Origin of the sequence: Salirhabdus euzebyi (assembly GCF_014207435.1) — a bacterium.
Classification (GTDB): domain Bacteria; phylum Bacillota; class Bacilli; order Bacillales; family Alkalibacillaceae; genus Salirhabdus; species Salirhabdus euzebyi.
The window spans coordinates 1-21,966 of sequence record NZ_JACHGH010000017.1 but is presented as its reverse complement, the minus strand read 5'-3'; the positions used below and the strand labels follow the sequence as shown (position 1 = coordinate 21,966).

Here is a 21,966-nt window from a genome sequence, read left to right as displayed (position 1 = left end):
AGTGTTATTAAACCTTTTTTTGAAAATTAATCAAATAAAACACTTACAGACTTAAGTTCGTGAACACGTTTAATTGCTTCACCAATTAATGGTCCTACAGAAAGCTGTGTAATTTTATCTATTTTTTTATTGTCTAATAAAGGAATCGTGTTAGTAATAACTAGTTCTTTAATTTTTGAGTTTTCAATTCTTTCAATTGCTGGACCTGAAAGTACAGGATGTGTACAACATGCATAAACTTCATTGGCACCATTTTCAATTAATGCATTTGCAGCTAGAGTTATCGTTCCTGCTGTATCAATAATATCATCAATAATAATCGCTGTTTTCCCCTCAATGTTCCCTACAATATTCATCACCTCAGCAACGTTCGGACGAGGTCGACGTTTATCAATAATAGCAATAGGAGCTTTGAGGTAATCTGCCATTTTACGTGCTCGAGTAACTCCCCCATGATCAGGAGACACTACAACAATATCGTCCATAGCTTTTCCATTGAAATAATCAGAGAGAATCGGTACACCCATAAGATTATCAATTGGGATATCAAAGAACCCTTGAATTTGTGGAGCATGCAGATCTAGAGATATGACTCTAGATGCACCTGCTGTTTGTAGTAGATCAGCTACAAGCTTAGCAGTGATTGGTTCCCTTGCTCTTGCCTTACGATCCTGACGAGCATAACCATAATAAGGGATAACAATATTAATGCTACGGGCAGACGCTCTCTTTAAAGCATCTATCATAATAAGGAGTTCCATTAAATGTTCGTTAACTGGTTGGCAAGTAGACTGAATAACATATACATCACAACCACGCACACTTTCTTCTATGTTTATTTGAAGCTCTCCATCACTAAAAGTTGTTACCGAACACTTCCCTAGATCTGTTCCGATTTGTTCAGCAATCTCTTTTGCTAATGTTCTGTTTGAATTCAACGTAAATACTTTTAGTAATCGGTCCTTGTATTGATTAGGCATTTTTCCTAAACCTCCATTATTTTTTCTTCATATTTTTCAGTCGGTCTACGTAACCTTCTTTATTTGTTTGACGAGAACGAGCAATAGATAAAGATTTTTCGGGAACATCTTTCGTAATGGTTGAACCAGCTGCTACATATGCACCTTTTTTAATCGTAACTGGTGCTACTAAGTTAGAATTACACCCTATAAATGAATCATCTTCTATAATTGTTTTATACTTGTTCAAACCATCATAATTGACGGTAATTGTCCCACAGCCAATGTTCACATCTTTACCTACGTCTGCATCTCCAATATAACTTAGATGAGATGCTTTGCTTCCATCACCAAAAGTAGATTTCTTAATTTCTACAAAGTTTCCTACTTTCACATCGTTGCCGATATCAGAAGCCGGTCTAATATGCGCATAAGGTCCTACCTGTACATTTGCGCCTATTTTACTTTCATGTGCTACACTTTGTCTTACTGTTGTTCCTTCTCCAATTTCACAGTCTTTGATTTCGGTATTTGGACCAATAACCGCATGACTCTTTATTATTGTTTCACCATAAAGGTTACAACCTGGATAGATCACTACATCCTGTTCAATTTGGACGTCCATGCCGATATATGTGTTATCTGGATCAATTAACGTCACGCCATTTTTCATATGCTGAAAATTGACCCTTTCTCTCATACTTTTTTCTGCTTGCGCTAAGGCGACTCTATCGTTCACACCAATGGTTTCTTCAAAATCATTAGTTTTATAAGCAACTATTTTTTCGTTTTTCACCTTTAAAATTTCTATAACATCAGGTAAGTAATATTCTCCCTGTGAGTTATCATTTGATACATGTTGAAGTGCTTCAAATAGAGCTCTATTATCAAAACAGTATGTACCTGTGTTAATTTCTCCAATTGTTAACTCTTCAGGATTTGCATCCTTATGTTCCACAATTTTTTCAACTTCATCAGAACTGTTCCGCACTACACGGCCGTACCCGGTTGGGTCTTCTAATTGTGCTGTTAATACACTAACTTTAGCATTTTCCTCCTCATGTTTTAACACTAAAGATTCCAATGTTTTAGCTGTTAACAATGGGGTATCACCGCAGACTACAAGTGTTGTTCCCTCTAAATTACGTAATAACGGTTCTGCCTTCATAACAGCATGGCCTGTTCCTAATTGCTCTTCTTGCAAAACAAATTCAGAACGCTCACCTAAATGGTCCTTGACCTTTTCAGCACCATGACCTACTACAGTAATTACTTTACTTAAATGTAAATCATTAAGTTGGTCCACAACGTGCTGAACCATTGGTTTACCGCATACAGGGTGAAGCACTTTATATAGTGATGATTTCATTCTCGTTCCCTGCCCAGCAGCTAACACAATTGCAAAACGATTTGCCATTTCCTAAACCCTCCGTCCGTACGTTCATTTTATATCATTTTTCCTATACTCATTTTATCCTACCTCGTCATATTATAGCAGAGAATTGTGTAAACATAAAAAAGAAGCCTAATCAAAATAATGATTAGACTCCGGTTTGTTTTCTTACTATTTAAGAAGCTCCAGCTTCTTCATATTCAACTTCCTCTTCGCCTGCACGATGGTATTCAGCTAAAACTGCTTCCTGAATTTTTGCACGAGTGTTCGAATTAATAGGGTGTGCAATATCACGGAATTCACCATCAGGAGTACGCTTGCTAGGCATCGCAACAAACAAACCATTATTCCCGTCAATAACACGGATGTCATGAACTACGAACTCTTGGTCCAAGGTAATTGATGCAATTGCACGCATTCTTCCATCTGTATTTACGCGGCGTAATCTCACGTCAGTCACTTCCATTATGTCTCACCACCTTTTCCCCTTAGAACTTATTTACCATAATTCCACATATAGACAAAAAATCCTTCTAAATTTTTAAAAAACTTTTAAAAATAAGTGGGAAAAAGTAGCAAAATAAAAAATATAGCTAAAAATAAAAAAGCGTTTTCATACGAATACGCTTTTTAAAAAAAATTTAGTTTAATAAATTATTGAAAGTAGTTACCTTTCTTTGCATCTATTTTTCTTTCGCTTAGGTTAACCTCATGAATTTTGATGAGGGAAACGTATTCGTCAATCATTCTTTCTTCATCTTCATCCTCTGCTTCAGCTAAAACACCAATCCCTGCGACATGAGCTTGAAATTCCTTCAGAAGGCTTTTCATCCCATTTATTGTGCCACCAGCTTTCATAAAGTCATCAATAATACAAACAGTAGATCCCTCCGGTAGGCTTCGTTTAGCAAGGACCATTGTTTGGATTTTCTTAGAAGAACCGGAAACATAATTGATACTAACAGTGGAGCCTTCTGTAACTTTAGGGTCTCTTCGCACAATAACAACTGGTACATTTAAAATATTAGCTGTAGCGTAAGCAAGAGGAATGCCTTTTGTTGCAACGGTTACAATATACTCTATTCCCTTATCCGCAAATGCTGTAGCAAATATTTTCCCTATATTACGAATGGTTTCGGGATCACCAAGTAAATCACTCATATACAAGTAACCACCCGGGAGAATTCTTTCTGGATCATTTAACTTTTCACATAATTGATTAATAAAAACATCACTATTCTCTTTTGAGTAAAAAGGTAAATATTGAACTCCTCCAGCTGCACCTGCTACTGTTTGCAGCTTGCCTATACCTTCTTGTTGGAACATATGATCAATAATATCTAAATCCTCACTAATAGAAGATTTTGCAGCAACATATGTTTCAGAGAAATAAGGTAAAGATATTAATTCAAATGGATGTTCCAAAAAATAGTTTGTTATGGCGACAATTCTTTCGCTTCTTTTCATAGTCCACCTCTAAATCCGAATATTATAAGATAATATAACATTTTTATACGGATTTAATCAACTGATATTTGTTTTCCTAACATTCTTACGACATATACTTCTTCACAAAATCCCCGTAAACTATTATAAATTCGATCTGCCCTTGACTGCTTTTGTGTTAAACCAAATACAGTGGGGCCACTTCCGCTCATTAGTACATTATCTGCACCAGCACTTAACATTTGATTTTTGATCTGCCTTACTTCCGTGTGCATTTCTAATGTCACTTGCTCTAAAGCATTACCAAGATTTTTACACATCTTCTCGTAATTACCTTCCTTAATGGCAGAAACCATATCACTAGTATGAGGATGCACAATATTGGCAGTATTTAACTTTCCATATACAGCTTTGGTTGACACACCGATAGATGGTTTCGCTAAAATAACCCAACAGGTAGGCGGCGCAGGAAGCTTTTCAATTCGTTCTCCCCGTCCAGTTGCAAGTGCTGTACCACCATATATACAAAAAGCTACATCAGATCCAATTTCTGTCCCTATTTCCGCTAATTGTTCAAAGGAAAGATGCAAACCCCAAAGTTTATTCAAACCGCGCAAAACAGCTGCAGCATCACTACTTCCTCCTGCTAGGCCCGCTGCAACAGGAATCTGCTTTCTTATCGTAATCAAAACTCCTTTTTTAATTTGGAATTTTTCTTTTAACTTTTCTGCTGCTTGAAAAGCTAAATTCCTACGGTCATCAGGTACAAATCGCTTTTCCGATTTAATAACAATTTCATCCTGCTCTAATTCCGTTAACTGTATTTGGTCATATAAATCAACAGTTGTCATAATCATTTCAACCTCGTGATATCCATCATCACGTTTATGTAAAACATCTAGTGTTAAATTTATCTTTGCCGGAGCCTTTTCTAAAAGCATCCTCTCACCTTCACTTTCCCGATTGTCTTACAAATTGTAACATAAGTGATGAAAAATTGGCGAGGTTTTCAAGGACTTACTAATCCTAGTTTTACACGAAGAAAAACATCTTAAGCATATAAAGAGCACAAAAGTAAAAAGTTTTTTCATAATGGCTATTTTCGAACATATTACCTTTTCCTTAAACTGCGACGTAACTACATGTGTGTGAATTCCTGCCGCTACGGAAATACACTACGCTTTCCGCGGGCTCGCGCTGAGCCTCCTCACTCGCAAAAAACGCTCGCTGTGGGGTCTCAACGTCTTCGCTGTCCCGCAGGAGTCTACGTGTATTTCCTTCGCTAAACGTGTGCTCTCTTACTTATCTCCATTCAAGTACTAGTTGGTTAGAGCGGTGTTGTAAAATACCCACGCTATATTTCTAGGGGTAACCTAAATGATTAGAAATTCTTATACATTGGCTTTATTGGCTTTATCGGCTTTCACTATTTTTGAATCAAAAGTATCCATCAGCGTAGGCAGAATACGAAGACTCCTGCGGGCCAGCACGTGTCTGAAGACCCCGCAGCGACGGTATTCCGCGAGGAGGCTGAGGCCGTGCCCGCGGAAAGCGAAGTATACTGCCGAAGCGGTCTGATAGCAGTAGCTTCAAATAGGAATGCCTGCTTTAGTTACGTCGCAGTTTCTATCGACTGTGCACAACTAATAACAATATTAAGCAATCCTACAACTGTTAAAAATCCAATTATGAAGACATAAAAAAGAGCAGATCATTAAGATCTGCCCTTATTATTAGCTAGCTGGCTCTCGGCTATTTCTATAGCTCTCTTTACCATGTTTCCTGCATCTCTCGCTCTTATACCGCCCCATCCTTCTTTTTGAACGGTGTCGTAAAAACCTAACTCTTTCGCAAGCTCTTCTTTAAACTCTTCCGACATTATGCCTCTTCGTCTACTCAAAGACAACCGCCCCTTTCGAGATGTTTTTACGACATGCTTATTATTTGCCAACTACACATTAAATACACTATATAAAAAATGGAATTAGACATAAAAAAAAGCAGTAAACAATGTTTACTGCTTCCTCAGGCCATTTTGCTCATGTCTTCAAAAAAGGTTAATTCAACAGTTTCAGTTAATACATCAGCATAGCTGTATGATACTCGCTCAAACGAATGTTCGTCTTGGTCGAGTTCTACGATGAATACAGCAGGATACGTTTCAGCAAGTATACCGCTTCTCTTAATTGTTTTTCTTCGGCCTCCGTTAGCTTTCAACGTTAACCGTTTACCTATACGTCCATCTAAGGCTTGCTTAATTTCTGCTAATGTTTTTGGCACTTCACTCCACCTCACTAGTAATAAGATATCACAAGTAGCTAAAAAAGTCAAATAAAACTAAACATTATATCAGCTAATTGTTAAGTATGTCAACGCATAATATTTTAATCCATCTTATTTTTCCTTAATTCTTGAAAAAAATTCATAAAAATTAAATTCCGCCCATTTTACCATGGACGGAAACTAGCTTCATTCATTTCTTGATCGTCCTCATCAGGGAAAGGCATGCCCGTGCGGAATAATCCTCTAGTTTCTACTCCTCCTATACCTTTTTCACCTGTTAGCGTATTCCTTAATACATCCCACAGCTTTATATTATCCATAAAAGAGGTATAACCTACTTTAGCAGCAATATATACAGGGTCTAAAGCATGTATATTAATTCTAGAAGGGGAGCTAGCAAAATTAGCTCCTGCACGGATCAATGATTCAAAATGTGATTGGCAGGCACCTGCAAAAATAACTAATTGATCAAGACTAGGCGCATATCTACGTGCTTCTCTGACAGTTTCCGCAAAATATTTTGAATGTCGGTAGGCTCTTATGTCACCTTTTCTCCCTTTATTTTTTGAGAAAGAATCATGACCAGTAATAACTAAAATATCGGGTTTAATCTTTTCTAAGAGACCGTATATTTTTTCTGGCATTTCTTTTTCATTTAAATGAAGACCATGAACTTGTAAACCTAAGCGATTATATAAATTAATGCACTTCTTTAAAAACATTGGGTCGCCATCCACATGGAGCACCCTTGGTGGTATTTGAAAATGTTTAACATCACTGTTATAACCTGAGGAAGCTTCGTAATTTCTCTTCTTTCTCATCAGCTGATAATCTTGCCTAAATAAACGAAAAGAATAGTCTTCTTTTTTCTTTTCAACTTGTTTTCGTTCTTGAATTTCATTTTTTTCTACTCTTACTAAATCATCTGTATATGCATCTGCTTCTAAACGATAGTCTTCTCCAAATAAAATGGCATAATCATCTTTCACGGATTGAATCCGAAATAATAAATCATGATTATGAGAAATTCTAGACACAATGTCCCCTTTTTGCCATTCCATCTAATTTCCTCCTCAATACACACTACTACAATAGCGTATTGCAAGGAGAGGAAATATGTTACACAAATAACCATTTAAAATTGTTAAATGCAAGGTTTGTTTAATCCTTGATAAAATTCGTTTGCCATACTAGCAAATTCTTCGATGGATAGCGATTCACCTCTTCGCATTCCTTCTATATTTATTTTATCTAAAGTGGATGTTATCTGTTCCTTTGTTAACTTTTCTTTAAAGTGCCTACTCAGATTATTATTCAACGTTTTTCGTCTTTGCCCAAAGCATGCTTGTACAAGCTCAAAAAAGAATTCTTCATTTTCGACAAAAACCTGCGGATTTTCTCGCATTTTCAGTTGTAAAACAGAAGAATCTACATTTGGTTGTGGCATAAAAACAGTCTTTGGAACACTCATCACAATACTTGGCTCTGTGTAATATTGTACGGCAATAGATAGTGATCCATACTCCTTTGTATTCGGTTTGGCAGCCATCCGTTCGGCTACTTCCTTTTGAATCATGACAGTTATATTTTCAACAGGTATTCTATCCATTAATAACTTCATTAAGATTGGGGTTGTAATATAATAGGGCAGATTTGCAACTACTTTAATGGGTTGACCATTTGCAAAATATTTCTCAATTACTTCAGGTAAATTCGCTTTTAATATATCTTGGTGGATAATTTCTATATTTTGATACGAACCAAGTGTATCTCCTAATACCGGAAGTAAACGTTGATCTATTTCAAATGCTACTACTTTCTCTGCATGCTGGGCCAAATGTTCCGTTAAGGCACCAATTCCTGGGCCAATTTCTATGACTCCATTAGATGCTTCTACTCCAGCCTTATTTACAATATTCTTTAAAATATTTGCATCAATAATGAAATTTTGTCCTAAACTTTTTTTAAATGAAAAGCCATATTTCTGTAAAATTTCTTTCGTTTTGATTGGTGTCGCTATTGCTTTTTCTCTATCCATTTATTGTTCCTCCTGAAAAATCTCTTTCATCGTCGCTACAAAAACCTCTTTTGGCACTTGGAACATATTTAACCTTTTTTCAAGTTGTTTTGCATTAGCAAACCCAATGTTCAGCTTGTCCCCTAGTTTTTTGCGTCTGTCTTTTGCTTTATTATTGCCGACTAATCCAAACTGAATTAAATCACTTTTCGTAAATATAGGATCGGGCTCTACCGTTAACTCGTACACTTTTTGCAAAGCTGTTTTTATCGCTTCTGGGGAAGCATGTTCAATACCAAGTCCCTTTTTTCCTATAGCTTCCTTTTTTGATAAAAATGCATGCTTGCATCCCGGTACTTCCTGATCAATAATACTACGAATACGTTGTCCTGGATAATCAGGATCAGTAAAGATAATAACTCCTCTTTTTTGTTGAGCATGCCTAATTTGTTTGAGGGTTGATTTATTAATAGCTGATCCATTTGTTTCAATCGTATCCGCAAGAACTGCATTTTTGACAGCTACCGTATCATCTTTACCTTCCACTACAATAATTTCTTTTATGTACAATATGATTTCCCCCATATGAAAATGCTACTTGTTTTTACTTCTATTATTTACGATTTGTTTCCTTATATAAAGTAATTCAAACATCCTCTTCCATTAAACTTTTCATTCCATAACAGGAACAAAAGCGCAAGCGCCTTGTTCACACCCGACAGGCATAAGACAAGACCTGCCGTGGAGGTTTATGCCACAGAAGGGATTGACTTATGTCCCGAGGGTGTAGGTGCTGGAGCTAGACGTGGCTCCCCCGTGCAGCCAACTTATCCAAAAGTCCACAATTTTATAATTTCCTAAGCAGCAAAAAAGCAGAGGGTTTCCCTCTGCTTAAGGTTATTTATAAACTTTAACTCGTACTTGCTTTCTCCCAAAGCTATATGCTTGAGCCTTAGTTGGATAAAAAACGTCTATACGATTTCCGACTATTTTCCCACCAGTATCTCCGGCAATTGCATATCCGTAACCTTCTACCCACACCTTAGATCCTAACGGGATAACACTTGGATCTACTGCTATTACTTTAGCATTAGGATTAGCTTTTAAATTAATACCCGTACTCGTGATGCCTGAGCACCCTGTACAGTATGCTGTGTAAGCCGTTGCACTCATGTAAAGCTCTTTTACTACCTCACCATCACCGCTTCTGGAAACAGTAGGTGCTGGTTGTGCTGGCTTTGTTCCTAGTGCAACAATTTGATTTTGGCTTTCTTGCTCCACTTTTTCCTCAATAAGTTTTCTATCGACTTCTTTTCCGTTTTCTAACGTTACTTCGTATCTTTTTACTACAGTACCTTCTTTACCTGCTTGAACTACTTTTTTCTGTCCACTCGGTAAGGAACTATCGTTTTTTGTAACAGTAGCATAATCAACGGATTCTTTAATGACATCTTCTACTTTTTCAATTCTTGTAATCGTAACCGAAGTACCTTGTGCAATTACCTCATCTAGGCTTGGTTCAAGTTTATCTAGTTCATTTAGTTCAATATTTTGACTTGAAAGAAATTCGTCAATGGTATCTGCTGTCGTCCAAACCTTTTGTTCCTCGCCACCATCATTAACCGTAACTTCGTAGGCTTTATTTACTGAAATTTCCAAACCTTCACTAATTTCTGTTGTTACGGTTGGTGTTAGCATATCTTCTGCATGGACTTCAATATTTTTTTCTTTTAAAAAGTCACCGATTGTTTTTGCTGTTGTATAATATTCAGTAGATTCGTTTTCAACTGTAACTTTTATTTTTTGCGCTGATGTATAAGTGATTGTCATTCCTGATGTAATAGCATCCGTTCTATTAGGTAGAACTTCGTCGTAATCCTCTGCTTCTACATCCAGTTCACTTAGGAGTTCGTCAACAGTATTAGCATGGGTGCGAACAGACTGCTCTACGCCATTATTGACTAGAACGACATCTGCTTTCGTTGTTTCATAGATTAGAATCCCAAGTGAGGCAAAAAACACAATGGTGCTCATTACCAAAACTAATAGCTTTTTGGTGTTTTTTACACGTAAAGCTAAGTTAGAAAATGGATGTTTATTCATTTGTCTTTGCCTCCTTTGCACGCAGTGTATTATATAGACTACGCGCAATCATGTCAACTCTATTGACATGAAGCTAGTTTTGAACAAGCCTACAAACTGCTTGACTCTATCTCATATTATTGGTTTTTTGTATTTTTTTAAACCCTTTTGGGCTTTTTTTAATCCAATTGTAATATTAACTGATGTTTTGTTACAAAAAATTAGCGTTTTATCCTAAATAATTCCAATGCATTTTCCGTTGTTTTTTTGCTGATTTCTTCTACTGATACGTCTTTCAATTCTGCAATTTGGTCTGCTACTAGCTTTACAAATGCAGGTTCATTTCTTTTTCCTCTATAAGGATGTGGTGCAAGGAAGGGACAATCCGTTTCTATAAGTAGTCTGTTCATCGGGACTATCTTCGCTACTTCTTTCGGCTCTTTCGCATTTTTAAAAGTAACTGGCCCTCCTAAGGAAATATGAAAATTCATATCTAAGCATTTTTTTGCAATCTCCGGAGTACTACTGAAGCAATGTAAAATTCCACCGACTTCACTTGCGTTTTCCTCTTGTAAAATAGTCACGATGTCTTCTGCCGCTTCCCGATTATGTATAATAATTGGTAGATTAACCTTTTTCGCTAAAGCTATCTGCTTTCTAAAAACTTCTTTTTGAATATCTTGAGGTGATTTATCCCAATGATAATCTAATCCCATTTCCCCAATTGCTACAACCTTAGGGTGTGAAGACAATTCTTCTATCCATAATAAATCTTCCTCTTTCATATCAATTGCATCAACTGGATGCCACCCAACAGCAGCATAGATAAAATCATATGACTCCGCAATTTCAATCGCTAATGGGATTGTTTTACGATCAAAACCTACTACAACCATATACGTTACACCAGCTTCTTGTGCACGTTTAATAACCTCATCACGGTCTTCCATAAATTGATCTGCATTTAAATGGACATGTGTATCAAATAACACCTAATTCATCCTTTCAACAAATAGAATAAAGGCCAGGTCCCCTTAAAAATAAATTATTCGGGAGTCCTGGCACTGTATTTATTTTATTTAACTTTTGTTCCATTCGGTAAATCCTGCTCAACTGTAGCTAATGCAAGCTTACCGTTTTCATCTTCCCCAGCTAAGATCATTCCTTGAGACAATTCTCCTCTTAACTTCACAGGTTTTAAATTCGTTACACAAATAACCTTTTTACCAACTAGTTCTTCAGGCGAATAATGTTTTGCTATTCCAGATACAACCTGTCTTTTCTCCGTACCTAAGTCCAATTGAATACGCAGTAATTTATCTGCTTTTTTCATTTTTTCAGCATGAATAACCTCTGCGACTTTAAGGTCAAGCTTCATAAAGTCATCTATGGTTATTTCATCCGACTGTTCTTCTTCTTTTTGTTCCTCTTCCTTTTCCCCTGGTTTACTCATCATATCTTTAATCGCCTTAACCTCGTCGTCTACATCTAGACGAGGGAAAATTGGATTTCCTTTTTGAACAAGTGTTCCTTCCTTCATGAGTCCAAATTCATTTAAGCTATCCCAGTTTTTCAAGTTTTCTTCTTGAATTCCAAGCTGTGTAAAAACCTTCTCTGGCGTACTTGTTAAAAATGGTTGAAGCATAATGGATATGTGTCGTAAAGATTCTGCCAAATGAGCCATTACATTACCTAATCGATCTCTATTACTTTCCTCTTTTGCCAACACCCAAGGCTTCGTTTCATCAATGTATTTATTTGTACGACTAACAAACTGCCATAGACTCGTCAATGCAACTGAAAATTGCATATTTTCCATTGATTCTTCTACCTTATGACGGGTTTCATTTGCAAGTTGTTGTAACTGCTGATCAAATTGGTCTTCACCTTGACGAAGAGGCGGAATTTTACCGTCAAAATACTTATCAGCCATCGCCACAGTTCGATTTAACAAGTTACCTAAATCGTTTGCCAAATCATAATTAGAACGCTCTACAAACCCTTCAGGAGTAAAGACACCATCAGAACCAAAAGGAACTTCTCGTAATAGATAATAACGTAAAGCATCCAATCCATAACGATTAATTAAATCAACAGGATCTACCACATTCCCCTTTGACTTTGACATCTTTCCATCTTTCATCAAAAGCCAACCATGTGCAAACACCTTTTTAGGTAAAGGCAAATCCAATGCCATTAACATAATGGGCCAATAAATCGTATGAAATCGAACAATCTCTTTCCCAACAAGGTGTACGTCTGCTGGCCAATACTTTTTGTACAGACTATCATCAGAGGAATTGTACCCTAAAGCAGTTATATAATTACTTAATGCATCAATCCAAACATATATAACGTGTTTGGGATCACCTGGCACTCTGACTCCCCAATTAAATGTCGTTCTAGATACTGCAAGGTCTTCTAACCCTGGTTTAATAAAGTTATTAACCATTTCATTTTTTCGACTTTCAGGCTGAATAAAATTAGGGTTCTCTTCATAATAAGCTAATAATCGATCTACATATTTACTCATTTTGAAGAAATAAGACTCCTCTTTCACCTTCTCCACAGGACGTCCACAGTCAGGACAATTTCCCTCTTCTAACTGACGTTCGGTAAAAAAGGATTCACAAGGAGTACAATAGTGACCTTCATACTCATCTAAATAAATATCGCCCTTTTCAAGTAAACGGGCAAAAATCTTCTCTACAACATCTTTATGACGATCTTCAGTCGTTCGGATAAAGTCATCATGCGAAATATCTAGTTTTTCCCACAAATTCTTAATCCCACTCACTATTTCATCTACGTATTGTATTGGTGTTACTCCTTGTTCCTCTGCCTTTCGCTGAATCTTTTGTCCATGTTCATCCGTTCCTGTTAAATACATGACATCATATCCACGTAAACGCTTGTAACGTGCCATTGCATCACCTGCAACCGTTGTATAAGCGTGACCAATATGTAAATTTCCACTTGGATAATAAATAGGAGTCGTAATATAAAAAGTTTTATTTTCGTTGGGCATAATGAACCTCCTTAATTATACTAACAGCAATATAAATTAATCTGTCTGCTTTTAAATCCTCTTTCTATTTTAACTATTTATTAAAATGATTTCCATAAATGTTCGTTGGAAAACGTCTTTATAATAGAAAATCTTTGCTAAATACCAGCACATCAGGAAAACCTCTATCTTTTGACTACTCAATTCTTCGTCGAAATAAAGTGCTTAAAGTTTAAAACAAGGCATTATAGATTCCAAATCCAGTATACTAATCAAACCAACTTTCAAATTGTAAAAATGTATAAAAAGTGCACAAGTACTTTTTACCTTTTACAAATAAAGGACCCCCCTATTTATTCATTTTCCATCGTATTATATAAAGGGTTTACTCTACGATTATTTGGGGAATAAACTGATAAAATTGTTGCTTTTTCCAGGCATAAATGGTGCAAACTAATTGACAATCATTGGCAACAAATGATAGTATTTATGTCGAAACATGCCGAAATAGACAAAGATAAAAATGATCGAGAGGGGAAAAATTGAATATGAAATCTACAGGGATTGTCCGCAAAGTAGACGAGTTGGGGCGTGTCGTAATACCAATTGAATTACGACGTACGTTAGACATTAAAGAAAAGGACGCATTAGAGATATATGTAGACGATGATCGCATAGTCCTTAAGAAGTACAAACCAAATATGACCTGTCATATTACTGGTGAAGTGTCTAACGATAACCTAACACTAGCGAATGGTAAACTTGTGTTAAGTAAAGAAGGCGCACAACAGCTTCTAGACGAAATCAAAAACAGCATAGAATAATATATACAATGCTTTGAAGTACCAAGTTTTATTCGAGGAAAAGGTTGTCTTAGAGGACAACCTTATTTTATTTATGGTAAACATTATAAACCTCTCTTTTCGGTAATTTTCGGTCTAATGCTACCTGTTTGATTGCTTCCTTGTTTGATAATCCCTTTTCTTCTACATAGTATTCGATATGCTCCAAAATCGACATTTCATCAAACCACTCTTCTTCATTCACTTTCTCTACGCTACTTCCTTCTAAAATGATACAAAATTCTCCTCTAATTTCTGCTTCCTCTGTTTGTAACCAGTCACTCACCTCTTTGGCAGACCCACGAATATACTCTTCATATCTTTTCGTTAGCTCCCGACCAATAGCAATTCTTCTTTCCGCTCCTAGTGTATCTGCTATTCCCTTTATCGTTTCCTTAATACGATGGGGAGATTCATAAAATATCAATGTTGCTTTTATGTACTGTAGCTCTTGTAGAGTTAATTTTAATTCCTTCTTCTTTCTTGGTAAAAAACCATAGAAATAGAACTGTTCTGCTGGTAATCCCGAACCTACTAACGCACATAAAGCTGCATTTGCACCCGGCAGGACAATAATATCAACCTTTTCATAAGCTTTTTGAATTAAATCAAATCCTGGATCTGAAATGACTGGCATCCCAGCATCACTTACTAACGCCAACTTCTTTCCAGCTTCTAATTGGGATAGTAATTTTTCACCCATTGTACTCTTATTATGTTCATGGTAGCTTATAGTTGGTGTTGTAATTTCAAAGTGATTTAACAGCTTCTTGGTTTGCCTCGTATCTTCAGCCGCAATAACATCAACTTCCTTTAAAATATTTAATGCTCGGAACGTAATGTCTTCGAGGTTGCCTATTGGTGTTGGTACAATATATAATTTTCCTTTTTCTTCATTTTCAAAGCTTTTTTGAATTTGCATAAATATCATGCCTTTCTATTTCTATTTGCCATATATAATTTCTCTTACTTCTTTTGTATACTCATTATCTTCCTTATAAACATAAAGGGGTGGAAGAATTTTCAAATCTGCTTTCCCATCACGAATACCTTCAATTAATAAGGTATTTGCTTCCCTTCCTTGCTTAGGATACACAAATTGTACTCTTTTCGGTTCTAATCGATATTTACGAAATAAGGTGAGAATATCTACTAATCGCCCAGGTCTATGGACCATAGATACCTTTCCACCTGGACGTACTAGTTTAGCACACGTATAAACGACGTCCTCTAACGTACAAAAAATTTCATGTCTAGCAATGGCTAAATGTTCATTTTCATTTATTTCATCCTTATTTGGTGTCGGGAAATACGGTGGGTTGCATGTTACCACATCAAAATTCCTGTTTGTTAAAAATTTTGGCATGTTTTTCAAATCATCTTGTACCATAGATATTTGATCTTCCAAATTGTTAATAGAGACACTTCTTATGGCCATATCATATAGTCTTTCCTGTATTTCCACCCCAGTAATATGCGCCTGGGACCTTTTTGATAAAAGAAGTGGGATAACGCCGTTACCAGAACATAAATCTAAAATTTTCCCCTTTTTAATTGGTACATACGTAAAATTTGCTAGTAGAACTGCATCTAATGAAAAGGAAAATACAGTTGGACTTTGAATTATTCTCATATTTTCAGCTAGAAGGTAGTCTAACCGTTCATCTTCTTTTAGCATAACCATAAGCTTCTTTTCCTTTCTATTTGTTAACTTATACTAATCGTGTTCACTACATCAAAAATTATTCTTTTTATTAGGTAATCTTTTGAAATAAAAATCCCTTGTCTAAATGAATGAGACAAGGGGTTTTTAACTTTCTATTTTTGTTGCTTATTTAAAAATAACAAACAAAACAAACAATCTTCTTCATCCCGAGGACTACCAAAATGGACATTACAAATGTGGAAACCCTCTTCATAAATCCGTGCTAAGTTGTCATATCCTTCACCAACAGCTGTAGCTTTAGCTTCTGGATGTAATAATTCGTTATCTTGACCATCTTGCTCTTTTGTCTCTGAGTCAAGTCGCTTACGAAGGTGATGATTTTCTACTGAAAGATGATGGTTTTCCTCTATTAGCTGGACTAAATTCCCTTTCAATTCCCCAAATTGTGCATATAACTCACCAATTTGTTTTTCTAAATAAGTAAACCTTTCAAACAGTTCCTTTTTATTCACGCTCATCTCCACCTCATTACTCTGTGGCTTGCTGTGATATGACTCCCTCTTCAATCAGTTCGTCTAAAGTATATTCTACCTTACGTTCACCATCTGGAATTTCAATTTGTACAACACGTTCCAAAATGTTTAAACCGACTACTTTTCCAGGCCCGTAAGATGTAGTAATACTTTGTCCAATATCAGGAAGTACTTTTTTTGCTTCCTCATAGTCATCATTCTCATATTTCAAGCAACACATTAAGCGACCACATAAGCCAGATATTTTTGCTGGGTTAAGGGATAGGTTTTGATCCTTCGCCATTTTAATCGATACTGGTTCAAAATCACCTAAGAATGTTGAACAACAAAGCATTCTTCCACAAGGGCCTATACCGCCAAGCATTTTTGCTTCATCTCTAACTCCAATTTGTCTTAACTCTATTCTCGTTTTAAATACTGCTGCCAGATCCTTTACAAGATCGCGGAAATCAACTCGTCCATCTGCAGTAAAATAAAAAATGACTTTGTTACGATCAAATGTATATTCTACATCAACTAGTTTCATATCTAGTTCATGCTTATAAATTTTTTCTTCGCATACATCAAATGCCTCTTGTGACTTATCCTTATTTTCAGTAATCGTCACTTTATCCTTTTCATCAGCAATCCGAAGTACTTTCTTAAGAGGTAGCACGATATCCTCTTCATCAACCTGCTTATGAGCAATGACAACTTTCCCGAATTCAACACCACGTACCGTTTCAACGATTACATAGTCCTCTGTCGTCAGTTGAATCATTCCTGGGTCGAAGTAGTATATTTTGCCTGCCTGTTTAAAGCGAACTCCAACAACTTCAACCATAAAATCACCTCTGTAAATGAAGCACTAAATCCTCGATAACAAGTGTAGGATTAACATTTGCCATGAGTTTACTTTTTGCTTCTAATATATTTTTTATTGCTTTCGTTGCAAATTTTTGAGAAAGGGTATACGTGTATTTCTCAAATCTATCTATTTCATTCATAAATATAATTGCTTCTTGCCTTTCAATATGATAATAAATAAAATCCTTATACCATATTAGAAGTAAGTCTAAACCTAGTTGAGTTTGCTCACGGTCTTGAAAATGATTTAACCATTGATTATGAAGAAAAAGAAATGCTTCATCTTTTTGTTCGTGAAGCACTTCTATTAATTTTATCACTATTTCCCTTGATTTAGCAAACCATCCATCGTGGCTAAGCTCTATTGCTTCACTAACATTATTTGTTAAATAAGAGGTAAGTCTAGCAGTTGCCTCTGTAACTCCATTTTCCACTAGTTTTTGCTGTAGAGCAATAGGATTTAGTGGCTTAAACGACATTATCTGACATCTAGACCTAATGGTATTTAAAATAGATTGATTATTTTCTGTAAGTAAAATGGCTACTGTATTTTTGCTTGGTTCTTCTAAAAATTTTAATAACTGATTGGAGGCATTTGTAGTCATACGATCAGCATGTTCAATAATATAAACCTTTTGATTTGATTCTAATCCCGTATATGTGAATTCTTTTTGTAAATGTGCAATCTGTTCTTTTTTTATCGATGCTCCATCAGGTTTAACCCAATGGAGGTCAGGATGATTTCCGGAATCAATCCTCTTACACTCACGACAAACATGACACGGTTCAACTTCTGTTTGATTCGGACAAAAGAAACTCTTCGCCACCAAAATGCTTGCTTCTTTCTTTCCCGTCCCACGAGATCCTTGAAATAAATAAGCATGAGCAATTCGTTCTTTCTCAATACCATTTGTTAGCATTTTGGTTACAATTGGTTGTAAAGTATTCAGTTCACTCCAAGTTTTCACCTTATGTCACTACCTTCTACGTATACAGATTCACTAATAATCCCTTAATTTCACCAATTTTATCGAGAATATTTATCGAGTTTTTTTCTTTGCTTAAAACACTATTTGTCAGTTCTACTAATTTCTCATCTATTGTCTCTACTATTGTAAGTTTCCTATTTTGTCCCTGCATATTCCAATTACGTGACTGCTTTAAATCAAAGCCGTATTGAACAGCTTCTTGAATAAAGTTTTTTACTAAATTTTTATATTTGGATAAATCACGAAAAGAGCGGAACTGAGCTACTTTTTCTCCTTGGCGGGTTAGTTGTTCTAATAAGCGGTTTAATTCGGATTCCCGCATCTGTGCAGCTTCTTTATTCATAATTGATTGAAATTCCTGAACTCCATTTGACCGATTTGAGAAGCTTTTTGGAGTTGATTCAACTTGAGAGCGTAATTCTTGACCAATTTTCATCTATTCACACTCTGCCTTTCCCCACATTAAAACTGAAAAAAAGAATCAATCGGAAGAACAAATACTGTAGCACCACCGACCTCAATTTTAACTGGTTTTGGGATATAGGAATCTGCATTACCACCCATAGGTGATATAGGCGCTACCATCTGCTCTCTTTGACTACAATTATTTTTAATAACATCCAAAGCTTTGTCTACATGGTCATCGTCAATACCTATCATTAGGGTTGTATTTCCCTCTCTTAAGAAACCGCCTGTAGAAGATAGTTTTGTTGATTGAAAATTTTGCTCAGCCAATGCATCTACTAAACGGTTTGCATCTTTGTCCTGCACGACCGCAAGTATTAATTTCATGATTTTCCTCCTTTGTCATTCTTATATTTTATATTATAAAATAGGGTAAGCTTGTATAACAAATTATCATAGCAATCTAGCTATTTCTATATATATTATACAACTTATCTTCTATTTTAGAAAATCTTCGCATTTAACGTTAAAAAAGGTAAAGCTTATCTGCATCTTTTGGAATGAAGGATTGGAAGAGGAAAGACATCGGGCAAATACCTTTAATCCCGGATAGTAAAGAAGGTTTGAAAAAGGCCTTTCACTTTAAAGCGAAAAGCCTTTAGTCTAGTTTATGCGCCTTAAGCATTTTTAGTGTTAAAATAATTTTCTAATGCTTCTATGCATTCTTTTAACACTTTTTCATAAGGCTGGTCAGCATCAATTACTTTAATTCTTTGTGGGAACTGTCTTATTAGCAGTTGATAGCCCTCATAAACTTTTTCATGAAAAGATAAGCTTTCAAGATCTAGGCGATTTTGTTCTCGCTCTGTATTACTCCAGATTCTCTCCATACCAATTCTAGGATCTAAATTTAGTAGCAACGTAATGTGAGGCATACATTCCTTTATAGCAAACTTGTTAATTTCAAAAACCTCATCTATTCCCAAATCCCTTGCAAAACCTTGATAAGCAAGACTGCTATCAATAAATCGATCACAAAGAATCACTTTTCCTGCTTCTAAATTTGGTATTACTTTTTCTACTAAATGTTGACGCCTTGCAGCAGCATACAGTAAAGCCTCTGTTCTTGCATCCATATTTGTATGACTTCGATCTAAAATAACATTGCGTATTTTTTCAGCAATTTCTATTCCACCTGGCTCTCTCGTTACTACTGTTTCTAGCTCTTTTTCTAATAAGTACTGATGTAGCTCATGAAGGATTGTTGTTTTTCCGGCTCCTTCTACTCCTTCTAAAGTAATAAATGTCCCGTACACTTAGGTGATTCCCCTTTTTCGGTTACTCATTTCAAAACAGTTAAGCCTTCTTCTAATGCGACACCTTGGTAATGAAAATGTTGACCGAGTTTTATTAGTTTTAAAATAGTATCAATATGATAGGAATTTATTTCTTCTCCTTTTAATAACAAAGGTATTCCTGGTGGATAAGGAATAACAGCCTGTCCAGCAAGCCTTCCTTGAGCTTGATCCCAAGACACCCATTCCTTGTCCATTTTATTAAGATCCCCATACGAATAGGGTAATGCTTTTACAGGTTCAAATCGAAATAAATCTACATCTATTGTATCATGGTTATTTAAATCTTTACCCCTTTTCGAAATAGATTCCATTACTTGTCTAAATTTTTCGCCCTCGGGAAAAGGAGATAGCCCATGTATAAATAAAATCTGGTTTGTCGTTGATAGTTCTGGATAAATCGCTTGTTCTTCAAACAATTTCACTATATCTCTTGTCAATAAACCTTTGTTAATGTGTAGTGTGATTTTTAAGGGATCATCAATTTTAGCTTTTACATCTAAAGTTTCCCAAATTTTACTTTCTTTAAAAATATCCCTTAGTTCATATACACTAGTCAAAACTTCATCTATATTTTTTTTAGTTAATTGAGAAATATAATATCTAGCTAAATCCAAGGAGGCCATTATCGGATAGGACGGACTACTGGATTGCAGCATTTGTAAGTAATATTCCACTTTATCCTTACTAACTATCGAACCTTTCAGATGTAATATAGAGCCCATTGTCATTGCTGGCAACATTTTATGTGCAGATTGGACCACAATGTCAGCGCCTAAGTCTAGCGCAGATGGCGGGAATGGATCGCCTAACATAAAATGTGAACCATGAGCCTCATCTACTAAAACAGGAATTTTGTGTTGATGAGCTATCTTTATAATCGATTCTAGAGGATACGTATGACCGAAATAATCAGGATAAGTTAAAACTATTGCTTTTACATCTGGATGCTCATTCAGGGCTTTATGAACTAGATCCAACGATATGTAACTGTGCCTATTTGTACTTTCCTCATACTGAGGAGTTAAAAAAATTGGTAACGCACCAGCTAATTCAAGAGCATTTATAATAGATTTATGACTATTACGTTGAACAATAATCTTATCCCCTACGTTACAGACTGCCATTACCATTGATAAGTTACCTAAAGTACTACCTCCAACTAAGAAAAAACTATGGTCAGCATCATATAAATCTGCCGTTAATTGTTGTGCTTCTTTTATTGCTTCTTCTGGCTGGTGCAAGTCATCTAAACCTGATATTTCTGTTTGGTCAAGCTTCAATAAGTTTTGAAAAAATTCTTTTCCTTTATTAGGGAAGATAGACCCATTTTTATGTCCCGGTACATGAAAGGAAATCGGATGTAAATCTATATGATTTTTTAATGCAGTAAATAGAGGTGTTTTGTTTTGAATTCTCTTCATTAGGATACCCCTTCAATAAAGTTGTGGCTATCTTATCGTATCGAATATAAGAATCCCACACAATAGAGTTTGGTCAATTATATTAAAAAACTAACACTGTAAATTTACATTTAAAATAAAAAAAGCGTCGAACACAAAAGTTCGACACTAACTATGAGTCAGTTGATTTAATACTTTTAACTTATCTATATAATATTTGTATTTTTCTTCTTCTGGCTCCGTTTGGACAATTTCCTTTTCACATTCTGAACAAACGAAAGCTATATATAACATAATTCCTTCCGACTTCTCCTGATCACAGACTATACAAGTTTTAGTATTTAATGATTGATTATTCATTATCCCCACCTCCATTTTCTAGCATCTCCTAATCTAATAAATATATACATAGAAATATTAGTTTACTAAAATTTTTATGTATACTTAATAGTTTAGTAATACATTTAGAAAATTAAACTTTTCATTTATCATATGTATAACTTGCATTATTAGTTTTCTATTATTATAAACAAAAAGGGTTTTCTTTTTTGATAAGGCTATTTTCGTGAATATTGTTTCATTTGTATGTATTTGGGAAAACAGCTTTTTTAAAAAACAAAAAACACTGCATAATGAAATGCAGTGTTTTTTGCCCAGCAGCGTCCTACTCTCGCAGGGGAAGAACCCCAACTACCATCGGCGCTGGAGAGCTTAACTTCTGTGTTCGGAATGGGTACAGG

The 21,966-nt window shown here is 35.6% G+C and carries 25 protein-coding genes and 1 rRNA gene; 2 read left to right on the top strand and 24 right to left on the bottom strand.

Annotation, left to right across the window (positions count from 1 at the left end; genetic code table 11):
• Window positions 1–26: 26 nt before the first annotated feature.
• The 5 genes from HNQ94_RS18420 to ispE form a co-directional block, all read right to left on the bottom strand.
• Window positions 27–980, bottom strand: a complete 954-nt coding sequence (locus HNQ94_RS18420; protein ID WP_174497717.1) for a ribose-phosphate diphosphokinase — start codon at window positions 978–980, stop codon at window positions 27–29.
• Between the two features lie 16 nt (window positions 981–996).
• Window positions 997–2,376 carry a bifunctional UDP-N-acetylglucosamine diphosphorylase/glucosamine-1-phosphate N-acetyltransferase GlmU gene (gene glmU, locus HNQ94_RS18415; protein ID WP_174497716.1) on the bottom strand — a complete coding sequence of 460 codons (1,380 nt, stop codon included), beginning with the start codon at window positions 2,374–2,376 and terminating at the stop codon, window positions 997–999.
• Between the two features lie 151 nt (window positions 2,377–2,527).
• On the bottom strand, window positions 2,528–2,818 hold the full coding sequence (gene spoVG, locus HNQ94_RS18410) for a septation regulator SpoVG (RefSeq protein ID WP_174497715.1): 291 nt from the start codon (window positions 2,816–2,818) through the stop codon (window positions 2,528–2,530).
• Window positions 2,819–3,006: 188 nt separating this feature from the next.
• Window positions 3,007–3,819 (bottom strand): pur operon repressor, encoded by an 813-nt coding sequence (purR, locus tag HNQ94_RS18405; RefSeq protein ID WP_174497714.1) that lies wholly within the window; start codon window positions 3,817–3,819, stop codon window positions 3,007–3,009.
• Between the two features lie 53 nt (window positions 3,820–3,872).
• Window positions 3,873–4,739 (bottom strand): 4-(cytidine 5'-diphospho)-2-C-methyl-D-erythritol kinase, encoded by an 867-nt coding sequence (gene ispE, locus HNQ94_RS18400; RefSeq protein ID WP_174497713.1) that lies wholly within the window; start codon window positions 4,737–4,739, stop codon window positions 3,873–3,875.
• Between the two features lie 597 nt (window positions 4,740–5,336).
• Here ispE and HNQ94_RS18395 point away from each other — a divergent pair.
• Window positions 5,337–5,498, top strand: a complete 162-nt coding sequence (locus tag HNQ94_RS18395) for a hypothetical protein (protein WP_174497712.1) — start codon at window positions 5,337–5,339, stop codon at window positions 5,496–5,498.
• A gap of 14 nt (window positions 5,499–5,512) precedes the next feature.
• On the opposite strand, the gene HNQ94_RS18390 is transcribed toward HNQ94_RS18395, so the two are convergent.
• The 8 genes from HNQ94_RS18390 to metG all read right to left on the bottom strand — a co-directional run bounded on the left by HNQ94_RS18390 (window position 5,513) and on the right by metG (window position 13,208).
• Window positions 5,513–5,698, bottom strand: a complete 186-nt coding sequence (locus HNQ94_RS18390) for a small, acid-soluble spore protein, alpha/beta type (RefSeq protein WP_174497711.1) — start codon at window positions 5,696–5,698, stop codon at window positions 5,513–5,515.
• A 125-nt stretch (window positions 5,699–5,823) separates the two neighbouring features.
• Window positions 5,824–6,078: a biofilm formation stimulator Veg gene (veg, locus tag HNQ94_RS18385; protein ID WP_174497710.1), complete on the bottom strand. Its 255-nt coding sequence runs from the start codon at window positions 6,076–6,078 to the stop codon at window positions 5,824–5,826.
• Window positions 6,079–6,245: 167 nt separating this feature from the next.
• Window positions 6,246–7,142 (bottom strand): sporulation peptidase YabG, encoded by an 897-nt coding sequence (gene yabG / locus HNQ94_RS18380; protein ID WP_174497709.1) that lies wholly within the window; start codon window positions 7,140–7,142, stop codon window positions 6,246–6,248.
• 83 nt (window positions 7,143–7,225) lie between these two features.
• Window positions 7,226–8,119 carry a 16S rRNA (adenine(1518)-N(6)/adenine(1519)-N(6))-dimethyltransferase RsmA gene (gene rsmA / locus HNQ94_RS18375; RefSeq protein ID WP_174497708.1) on the bottom strand — a complete coding sequence of 298 codons (894 nt, stop codon included), beginning with the start codon at window positions 8,117–8,119 and terminating at the stop codon, window positions 7,226–7,228.
• The gene (gene rnmV, locus HNQ94_RS18370) at window positions 8,120–8,683 is read right to left on the bottom strand and encodes a ribonuclease M5 (RefSeq protein ID WP_174497707.1); all 564 of its coding nucleotides are present in this window, start codon (window positions 8,681–8,683) and stop codon (window positions 8,120–8,122) included.
• 312 nt (window positions 8,684–8,995) lie between these two features.
• Window positions 8,996–10,201: a resuscitation-promoting factor gene (locus HNQ94_RS18365; protein ID WP_174497706.1), complete on the bottom strand. Its 1,206-nt coding sequence runs from the start codon at window positions 10,199–10,201 to the stop codon at window positions 8,996–8,998.
• Between the two features lie 200 nt (window positions 10,202–10,401).
• Window positions 10,402–11,172, bottom strand: coding sequence for a TatD family hydrolase (locus HNQ94_RS18360; RefSeq protein WP_174497705.1), 771 nt, complete (start codon window positions 11,170–11,172; stop codon window positions 10,402–10,404).
• 83 nt (window positions 11,173–11,255) lie between these two features.
• Window positions 11,256–13,208, bottom strand: coding sequence for a methionine--tRNA ligase (gene metG / locus HNQ94_RS18355; RefSeq protein ID WP_174497704.1), 1,953 nt, complete (start codon window positions 13,206–13,208; stop codon window positions 11,256–11,258).
• Between the two features lie 527 nt (window positions 13,209–13,735).
• On the opposite strand from metG, the gene abrB reads away from it, so the two are divergent.
• Window positions 13,736–14,011, top strand: a complete 276-nt coding sequence (gene abrB / locus HNQ94_RS18350) for a transition state genes transcriptional regulator AbrB (protein WP_512700772.1) — start codon at window positions 13,736–13,738, stop codon at window positions 14,009–14,011.
• Window positions 14,012–14,078: 67 nt separating this feature from the next.
• Here the strand turns inward: abrB and rsmI are convergent, their stop codons facing one another.
• The 11 genes from rsmI to rrf all read right to left on the bottom strand — a co-directional run.
• Entirely contained in the window at window positions 14,079–14,951 is an 873-nt protein-coding gene (gene rsmI, locus HNQ94_RS18345) for a 16S rRNA (cytidine(1402)-2'-O)-methyltransferase (RefSeq protein ID WP_174497702.1), read from the bottom strand.
• A 21-nt stretch (window positions 14,952–14,972) separates the two neighbouring features.
• Complete coding sequence (locus tag HNQ94_RS18340) at window positions 14,973–15,713, bottom strand: tRNA1(Val) (adenine(37)-N6)-methyltransferase (RefSeq protein ID WP_174497701.1); 741 nt, start codon at window positions 15,711–15,713, stop codon at window positions 14,973–14,975.
• 134 nt (window positions 15,714–15,847) lie between these two features.
• Window positions 15,848–16,207: a DNA replication initiation control protein YabA gene (gene yabA / locus HNQ94_RS18335; RefSeq protein WP_174497700.1), complete on the bottom strand. Its 360-nt coding sequence runs from the start codon at window positions 16,205–16,207 to the stop codon at window positions 15,848–15,850.
• 16 nt (window positions 16,208–16,223) lie between these two features.
• Window positions 16,224–17,051: a PSP1 domain-containing protein gene (locus tag HNQ94_RS18330; RefSeq protein ID WP_174497699.1), complete on the bottom strand. Its 828-nt coding sequence runs from the start codon at window positions 17,049–17,051 to the stop codon at window positions 16,224–16,226.
• 4 nt (window positions 17,052–17,055) lie between these two features.
• Window positions 17,056–18,042: a DNA polymerase III subunit delta' gene (gene holB, locus HNQ94_RS18325; RefSeq protein WP_174497698.1), complete on the bottom strand. Its 987-nt coding sequence runs from the start codon at window positions 18,040–18,042 to the stop codon at window positions 17,056–17,058.
• Window positions 18,043–18,058: 16 nt separating this feature from the next.
• Complete coding sequence (locus HNQ94_RS18320; protein WP_174497697.1) at window positions 18,059–18,499, bottom strand: YaaR family protein; 441 nt, start codon at window positions 18,497–18,499, stop codon at window positions 18,059–18,061.
• Window positions 18,500–18,525: 26 nt separating this feature from the next.
• On the bottom strand, window positions 18,526–18,855 hold the full coding sequence (gene darA / locus HNQ94_RS18315; RefSeq protein WP_174497696.1) for a cyclic di-AMP receptor DarA: 330 nt from the start codon (window positions 18,853–18,855) through the stop codon (window positions 18,526–18,528).
• A 290-nt stretch (window positions 18,856–19,145) separates the two neighbouring features.
• The gene (gene tmk, locus HNQ94_RS18310) at window positions 19,146–19,784 is read right to left on the bottom strand and encodes a dTMP kinase (RefSeq protein ID WP_174497695.1); all 639 of its coding nucleotides are present in this window, start codon (window positions 19,782–19,784) and stop codon (window positions 19,146–19,148) included.
• A gap of 26 nt (window positions 19,785–19,810) precedes the next feature.
• Window positions 19,811–21,247, bottom strand: coding sequence for an aminotransferase class I/II-fold pyridoxal phosphate-dependent enzyme (locus tag HNQ94_RS18305; protein WP_174497694.1), 1,437 nt, complete (start codon window positions 21,245–21,247; stop codon window positions 19,811–19,813).
• Between the two features lie 147 nt (window positions 21,248–21,394).
• The gene (locus HNQ94_RS18300) at window positions 21,395–21,601 is read right to left on the bottom strand and encodes a sigma factor G inhibitor Gin (protein ID WP_246200076.1); all 207 of its coding nucleotides are present in this window, start codon (window positions 21,599–21,601) and stop codon (window positions 21,395–21,397) included.
• A gap of 276 nt (window positions 21,602–21,877) precedes the next feature.
• Window positions 21,878–21,966, bottom strand: a 5S ribosomal RNA gene (gene rrf, locus HNQ94_RS18295); the annotation flags it as partial.